Annotated in this window: 9 protein-coding genes and 2 pseudogenes; all 11 read left to right on the plus strand. The window is 56.7% G+C overall.

Features of this window, described 5'->3' with window-relative positions; all coding sequences use genetic code 11:
• A pseudogene (locus JX325_RS10565) lies at positions 1–238 on the plus strand (replication initiator protein A); the annotation flags it as partial.
• 62 nt (positions 239–300) lie between these two features.
• Complete coding sequence (locus JX325_RS10570; RefSeq protein WP_204791098.1) at positions 301–1,155, plus strand: ATP-binding protein; 855 nt, start codon at positions 301–303, stop codon at positions 1,153–1,155.
• Positions 1,152–1,349: a transposon-encoded TnpW family protein gene (locus JX325_RS10575; protein ID WP_004068253.1), complete on the plus strand. Its 198-nt coding sequence runs from the start codon at positions 1,152–1,154 to the stop codon at positions 1,347–1,349. Before JX325_RS10570 ends, JX325_RS10575 begins: the two co-directional genes overlap by 4 nt.
• Positions 1,350–1,481: 132 nt before the next feature.
• Positions 1,482–3,104, plus strand: a complete 1,623-nt coding sequence (locus JX325_RS10580) for a recombinase family protein (RefSeq protein ID WP_204791099.1) — start codon at positions 1,482–1,484, stop codon at positions 3,102–3,104.
• 79 nt (positions 3,105–3,183) lie between these two features.
• Positions 3,184–3,276 (plus strand): annotated as a pseudogene (locus JX325_RS10585) (Maff2 family mobile element protein); the annotation flags it as partial.
• A gap of 11 nt (positions 3,277–3,287) precedes the next feature.
• Positions 3,288–4,154 (plus strand): VirB6/TrbL-like conjugal transfer protein, CD1112 family, encoded by an 867-nt coding sequence (locus JX325_RS10590; RefSeq protein ID WP_054338603.1) that lies wholly within the window; start codon positions 3,288–3,290, stop codon positions 4,152–4,154.
• 14 nt (positions 4,155–4,168) lie between these two features.
• On the plus strand, positions 4,169–4,420 hold the full coding sequence (locus JX325_RS10595; protein WP_204791100.1) for a hypothetical protein: 252 nt from the start codon (positions 4,169–4,171) through the stop codon (positions 4,418–4,420).
• On the plus strand, positions 4,410–5,204 hold the full coding sequence (locus JX325_RS10600; RefSeq protein WP_204791101.1) for a site-specific DNA-methyltransferase: 795 nt from the start codon (positions 4,410–4,412) through the stop codon (positions 5,202–5,204). The genes JX325_RS10595 and JX325_RS10600 overlap by 11 nt, the downstream gene beginning before the upstream one ends.
• A complete protein-coding gene (locus tag JX325_RS10605; RefSeq protein WP_204791102.1) occupies positions 5,201–5,785 on the plus strand; it encodes an MT-A70 family methyltransferase in 585 nt (194 codons plus the stop codon). The genes JX325_RS10600 and JX325_RS10605 overlap by 4 nt, the downstream gene beginning before the upstream one ends.
• Before the next feature lies 1 nt (position 5,786).
• Positions 5,787–6,182: a PrgI family protein gene (locus JX325_RS10610; protein WP_087232295.1), complete on the plus strand. Its 396-nt coding sequence runs from the start codon at positions 5,787–5,789 to the stop codon at positions 6,180–6,182.
• Positions 6,183–6,195: 13 nt separating this feature from the next.
• Positions 6,196–7,430 (plus strand): VirB4-like conjugal transfer ATPase, CD1110 family (locus JX325_RS10615; protein ID WP_374220607.1); only part of this gene is annotated, 1,235 nt, incomplete at its 3' end.

Raw genomic sequence — 7,430 nt, forward strand, 5'->3', positions numbered from 1 at the left:
CCCGTTTGGCAGATACCAGAATGTTTTCCTCTCTGAAAGCGAATATGCGGAGCTGAAAGAGGAATACCCGGACAGGCTGGAACGGCTCATTGAGGAAATGAGCGAGTTCATAGCTGCCACCGGGAATGATTATGTGTGCCATACCGCCGCATTGCGCCGCTGGTTAAACCGGGAGAAAAAGGAGAACCCGAAAAAGGGAATCCCCGATTATTCCTACAAAGAGGGCGAGAGCCTTTGACCGCATAGACACAACGCCCCGTAAACAGGGCGTGAAAGACCATGAACAAGGAGGACGATTTTATGTGTGATTACGATAACGCCATTTTCCGGCTTGCCACGGCACAGGAAGCAGAGCCGGAGGACTACACCGGGGAGGACGGGCTTTTATATTGCGGGAGCTGCCGCCAGCCCAAAGAAGCCTACTTCCCGGAGGGCNAGACCTTTTTCGGACGTGACCGCCACCCCAAAGAATGTGACTGCCAGCGGAAACGCCGGGAAACGCTGGAAGCCAGACACCGGGAATACAAGCACCGGGAGGAAGTGGAACGGCTGAAACGGACAGGCTTCACCGACCCGGCTATGCGGGAATGGACGTTTGAAAACGACAACGGGAAATGCCCGCAAATGTGTTATGCCCGTGAATATATGGAGTGTTGGGAAGTGATGAAAGCGGAGAACCACGGGCTGATTTTGTGGGGAAGTGTTGGCACAGGGAAAAGCTATTTTGCCGGGTGTATCGCCAACGCCCTCATGGAGAAAGAGATTTCCGTCTGCATGACGAACTTTGCTTTGATACTCAATGACCTTGCCGCCAGCTTCAAAGACCGTAACGAATACATAGCCCGCCTTTGCAGCTTCCCTCTGCTTATCCTTGACGATTTTGGCATGGAGCGTGGCACGGAATACGGCTTAGAGCAAGTCTATAACGTGATAGACAGCCGATACCGCAGCGGCAAGCCCCTAATCGTGACAACGAACCTCACACTGGAGGAATTACAGAACCCGGAGGACACCGCCCACGCCCGGATATATGACCGCCTTACGGAAATGTGCTGCCCCGTCTGCATTACCGGGGAGAATTTCAGAAAAGACAAAGCACGGGAGAAAATGGAACGCCTTAAAAAGCTGCTGAACGGAAAGGAGATTTGCCTATGACCGACACGCCCAAGAAAAGCACCGCCACTACCGCCCGCCGCCCGGATTGCGTGACAGAAGTACGCCGAGGGAACACCGTCCTTGTGGTTTCCGGCTATTTCAAACAAGGCACTACCGCCACCGCCGCCGACAAGATGATGAAAGTGCTGGAAGCCGAAAGCGCAGCCGGGGGAACAGCCGCCCACGCTATATAATGCGATAAGCCTTAATAAAATAGTGTGATATTTTTCGACATAAAGTAGCAAAAAAGACTGTACAGCCAGCCCCGCCCTATGGTATAATAGACATACGGAATAGTGGGCTGGCTGTCGGAAACGGAGGAATCTATGTCAAGACAGACCACCCAAAAACTGATTACCGCCCTATATCCGAGATTGTCGCACGAGGACACGCTTCAAGGCGAATCCAACTCCATAAGCAACCAGAAGCGAATCCTTGAAGCCTACGCAAAACAGAACGGCTTTTCCAACCTCAAATGGTACACGGACGACGGATTCTCCGGGGCAAATTTTCAAAGACCCGGCTTCCAGTCCATGCTTGCCGACATTGAAGCGGGGCTTGTGGGAACGGTTATCGTAAAGGATATGTCAAGGTTAGGGCGAAACTACTTACAAGTGGGAATGTACACAGAAATGATTTTCCCACAGAACGGCGTCCGCTTCATTGCAATCAATGACGGCGTAGACAGCGCACAGGGCGACAATGATTTTGCGCCCCTGCGTAACATTTTTAACGAATGGCTGGTGAGAGATACGAGCAAGAAAATCCGGGCGGTAAAACGCTCAAAAGGCATGAGTGGGAAGCCCGTCACAAGCAAGCCCGTGTACGGCTACCTCATGGACGAGGACGAAAATTTCATCATTGACGAAGAAGCCGCCCCCGTGGTGAAGCAGATTTACAGCCTATGCCTTGCCGGGAACGGTCCGACCAAGATAGCCCGTATGCTCACGGAGCAGGAAATCCCCACGCCGGGAACGCTGGAATACCGCCGGACAGGGAGAACCCGCCGCTACCACCCCGGCTATGAGTGCAAGTGGGCGGCGAACACCGTGGTACATATCCTTGAAAACCGGGAATACACGGGCTGCCTTGTGAACTTCAAGACCACCACCCAATCCTACAAGTGCAGCAAGATTATCTACAACAGCGAGGACAAACAGGCAATCTTTGAGAACCACCACGAGCAGATAATCGACAAGGACACATGGGAGCGTGTGCAGGAGCTACGCAAGCAGCGCAAACGCCCTAACCGCTATGATGAAGTGGGTTTGTTCTCCGGCTTGCTCTTTTGTGCCGACTGCGGCAGCGTCATGTACCAGCAACGCTATCAGACGGACAAGCGGCGGCAGGACTGCTATATCTGCGGCAGCTACAAGAAGCGCACGGCAGACTGTACGGCGCACTTTATCCGCACCGACCTTTTAACCGCCGGAGTGACCGAGAACCTACGGAAAGTCACCAGCTACGCCGCCAGGCACGAAGCCCGGTTCATGAAGCTGTTGACCGAGCAGACCGAGGACGGGAGCAAACGCCGGAACGCCGCCAAGAAGAAAGAACTGGAAGCGGCAGAAAAGCGGATTGCGGAACTCTCCGCCATCTTCAAGCGGCTGTATGAGGACAGCGTGACCGGGCGCATATCGGACGAGCGTTTCACGGAGCTTTCGGCAGACTACGAAGCCGAGCAAAAGGAACTGAAAGAGAAAGCCGCCGCCTTGCAGGGCGAACTTTCTAAAACGCTGGAAGCCACGGCAAACGCTGAAAAGTTTATGAAAGTGGTACGCAAGTACACCAGCTTTGAGGAACTCACCCCTACCCTGTTACGGGAGTTTGTGGAGAAAATCGTAATCCACGAATCGGAAGCCCTTGACGGGAAACGCCGGGGGAAGCTCCGCAGACAGGAAATCGAAATCTATTACTCTTTTGTCGGCAAGGTAGAATTGCCCGACTAAAGCCCGACCCGTCCGGCAGTCAGCCGGACAGGGAACGGCAAAATTTTTTACACTTCTTTTACTTCTTTATCTCACATGAGCAAAAAGCCAGGGTATGAAGCAGCTCATGGCGGGCGGCGGCATCATCCTGCTGGGCACCACCCTGATCCCTCTGCTGTCTGGCCTATTTTAAGGTAAGGGCCTATGGATTTTCTCACCGACTGGCTCACGGACTGGCTCAAAGAGCTGTTGATTGGCGGGATCATGGGGAACCTGGAGGGGCTCTTTGATTACGTCAATACCCAAGTCGGAGAGATTGCGGTACAGGTGGGGACTACCCCGGCGGCGTGGAACGCCGGGGTATTTTCCCTCATCCGCCAGCTTTCCGAAACGGTGATCTTACCGATTGCCGGGCTGGTACTGACCTTTGTTGCCACCTATGAGCTCATTCAGATGCTTTTGGAAAAGAATAATATGCACGAGTTTGACGTGGCGAATATCTACAAATGGATGTTCAAAACGGCTTGTGCCATCTTCATTCTCTCGAATACCTTTGATATTGTGATGGCCGTCTTTGACGTGTCGCAGACGGTGATCGCCCAGGCCGGAGGGCTTATCCAGGGTTCCACGGACATCACGCCGGATATGATCACGGAGCTGGAAACCACCCTGGAGGGGATGGACTTAGGGCCTCTTCTCGGCTTGTGGCTCCAGTCCTCTATTATCGGCGTAACCATGTGGGCGCTGGGCATCGTCATCTTTGTCCTGGTCTACGGGAGGATGCTGGAAATCTATTTGCTCACCAGTTTGGCCCCGATCCCTATGGCGACAATCTCCCACCGGGAGGTGGGCCAGATCGGGCAGAACTATCTGCGCTCCCTGTTTGCCGTGGGCTTCCAGGGGATGCTCATTCTGGTGTGCGTTGCAATCTATGCGGTGCTGATCCAGGGGATTGCCACGGGTGGAGATCCCATCGGGGCAATCTGGGGCACCGTGGGCTATACGGTTTTGCTCTGCTTCATGCTGTTCAAAACCGGGACGATAGCGCGCAGCATCTTTAGCGCGCACTAAGAAAGGGGTATTATATGCCGAGAAGATATGGGCCCGATGGGACGCGCCTGTGGTATGGGAAAGCGCCGGGGGACTTTAACGAGGCCGATGTTGCCCGCTTCATGGCGGAAACGGAGGCCGTTTTGCAAAAGCGGGAATTGCTGGGCGGCAGGGATGACGCAAAGACGATTGCCCAGCAGTTAGCCGAGGGGCGGGCGCAGGCCGCCCGTGAGAACGCCGCCCGGCCCGCCCCGGCAAAGGGCAAGGAGGCCAGGAATGACCGATAAGGGCACCTCTGGACAAAGTGTCCAGAAGTCCCCGAAACTCACGGAGGGGCTGTTCCTCATGGATGGTATCGAGGGCCTGCGCTCCCTGCCCCGCCATTCTGTGGATATGCTCTTGACCGATCCGCCCTATGGCACAACCCGGAACTTTTGGGATGTGCCCCTGTCGCTCCCGGAGCTGTGGGAGGCGGTGAAATGGGCGGTGAAGCCGGACGGCGCGATCCTCTTTTTCGCGCAGTGCCCCTATGACAAGGTGCTGGGGGCATCCAACCTGTCCATGCTCCGCTATGAGTGGGTGTGGTACAAAAGCCGCTCTACTGGCTTTCTCAATGCCCGCCGCGCTCCGCTGAAAAAGACGGAAAACATCCTGGTGTTCTATCAGAAGCTCCCCCTCTACAACCCGCAGTTTGAACAGGGCAAGCCCTACAAGCGGAGTCTGACGAACAACGGGGACAGCCCGAACTATGGAAAATTCGTCCGTACCACGGGCGGCTCGGAGGACGGCCTGCGCTTTCCGGGGAATGTGCTCACGTTCCCCACCGTCCAGCGCACCGTCCACCCCACGCAGAAGCCGGTGGCCCTGTGCGAGTATTTCATCAAGACCTATACCCGGCCCGGAGAGCTGGTGGCGGACATCTGCGCGGGCTCCGGCACAACGGCGGTGGCCGCCCTCAACACGGGCCGCCGCTTCATCTGTTTTGAAACCGTCCCGGCCTACTATGCCGCCGCCAGTGAGCGCATCCGTGTGGCAGGCGCGGCGGTGGAGGCCGGGGAGAAAGGAGTTTGACTATCGGGAAATATTCTGTGATCTACGCCGATCCCCCCTGGCGGTATGCTCAAAAGGGCTTGCAGGGGGCGGCGGAAAAACACTACCCCACAATGGGGATTGACGAGTTATGCACGCTCCCGGTGGCGGATCTGGCGGCCCCGGACAGCGTGCTTTTTTTGTGGGCTACGTTCCCGCAGCTCCCGGAGGCCCTGCGGCTCATCAAGGCGTGGGGCTTCACCTACAAGAGCGTTGCTTTCGTCTGGTTGAAGAAAAACCGCAAGTCCGAGGGCTGGTTCTACGGCCTGGGCTTTTGGACGCGGGGCAACGCGGAGGTCTGCCTGCTGGCAACACGGGGACACCCGAAACGGCAGGCGGCAAACGTCCATCAGTTTATCATTTCCCCCATCCAGGAGCACAGCCGCAAGCCGGAGGAGGCCCGCGAAAAGATCGTGGCCCTCATGGGCGATGTGCCCAGGGTGGAGCTGTTCGCCCGGCAGTCCCCGCCCGGCTGGGACGTGTGGGGGAACGAGGTGGAAAGCACCCTCCCGGACTTCTGGACAAAGTGTCCAGAGGTGGCCGGGCCGGAAAGGAGTGATTGAAATTCCCTATGTAAATGTCCCCAACGACTTATCCAAAATCAAGACCAAACTTGCCTTTAACCTGACGAAACGCCAGCTTGTGTGCTTCGGGATCGCGGCGGCAGTGGGCATCCCGTCCTACCTGCTGGCCCGGAGCGCCATCGGCAACACCGGGGCCATGTTCCTGATGATGGGGGTGGCGCTCCCGGCGTTCCTGCTGGCGATGTATGAGAAAGACGGGCTCCCCTTTGAAAAGGTGGTGCGGAACGTCCTGCGGGCGAAGTTCCTGCGGCCTGGGGTGAGGCCCTACCAGACGGAAAATATCTATGCCCCGTTCACCCAGCGGGGCGCTGTGCGAAAGGAGGATGCGATTGCAGAAAGCAAAAAGCCCAAAGCGCGGCCCCGGAAAGGCCGCTAACCGGAAAGCTGTTTTGTCCGCCCAGCAGACTATTCCTTACTTGGTGATGCACCCGGACGGGGTGTGCCAGCTCCCCGGTGGGCTCTACACGAAAACCGTGGAATATGAGGACATCAATTATTCCGTGGCTTCTACCGAGGATCAGACGGCGATTTTCAGCGGGTGGAGCTCGTTTCTCAATTACTTTGACAGCTCCCTGCCGTTCCAGCTCTCCTTTATCAACCGCCGCTCCCGTTCCCGGAGCAAGTACAAGGTCAATATCCCCCCGGCACAGGATGACTTTGACAGCATCCGGGCCGAGTTCACCAGTATGCTGAAAAATCAGATTGCCAAAAGCAACAACGGCATCGAGCGGTCTAAATACATCACGTTTGGCCTGCCCGCCGAGGGGATCGCGGAGGCCCGTCCCCGTCTGGAACGGGTGGAGGCCGACGTGACTGGCAATCTGAAACGGCTGGGCGTTCCCTCTGCTCCGATGGACGGGCAGGAACGGCTGGCGCTGCTTCACAGTCAGATGCACCCCGGCAGCCGGGAGCCGTTCCGCTTCTCCTGGCAGGACATTCCCCGGACGGGCATGGGAACAAAGGACTTTATTGCCCCGGACAGCTTCGACTTCCGGCAATCCCGGACATTCCGCATCGGTCAGTATTGGGGCGCTGCATCCTACTTGCAGATTTTGGCGTCCGAGCTCTCTGACAAACTCCTGGCGGAAATTCTGGAGCTGGATGCGGAAATGACCGTTACCATGCACATTCAGACAGTGGATCAGCTCAAAGCCATTAAGACCATCAAGGGAAAGCTCTCCGACATTGGCAAAATGAAAGTGGAGGAACAGCGCAAGGCGGTGCGGGCCGGGTACGATCCCGACATTCTGCCCCCTGACCTGATCACGTTCAGCAAGGACGCGGCGGAGCTCCTGGCCGATCTCCAGTCCCGCAACGAGCGGATGTTCCTGCTCACGTTCACGGTCATCAATATCGCCCCCACCCGGCAGCGGTTGGAAAACGATGTGTTTACGGTGGGCGGTATCGCGCAGAAATATAACTGCGCCTTGANGCGGCTGNACTGGCAGCAGGAGCAGGCGTTTGTGTCCTCTCTGGCCCTGGGCTATAACGAGGTGGAAATCCAGCGGGGCATGACCACCAGCTCCACGGCGATTTTCATTCCCTTTATGACCAGGGAGCTCCGCATGGCCGGGCCGTCCCTCTACTACGGCATGAACGCCCTTTCCCATAACGTCATCATGGC

The organism is Oscillibacter sp. CU971 (assembly GCF_905219725.1).
In the GTDB taxonomy this organism is placed as follows: Bacteria; Bacillota; Clostridia; order Oscillospirales; family Oscillospiraceae; genus Oscillibacter.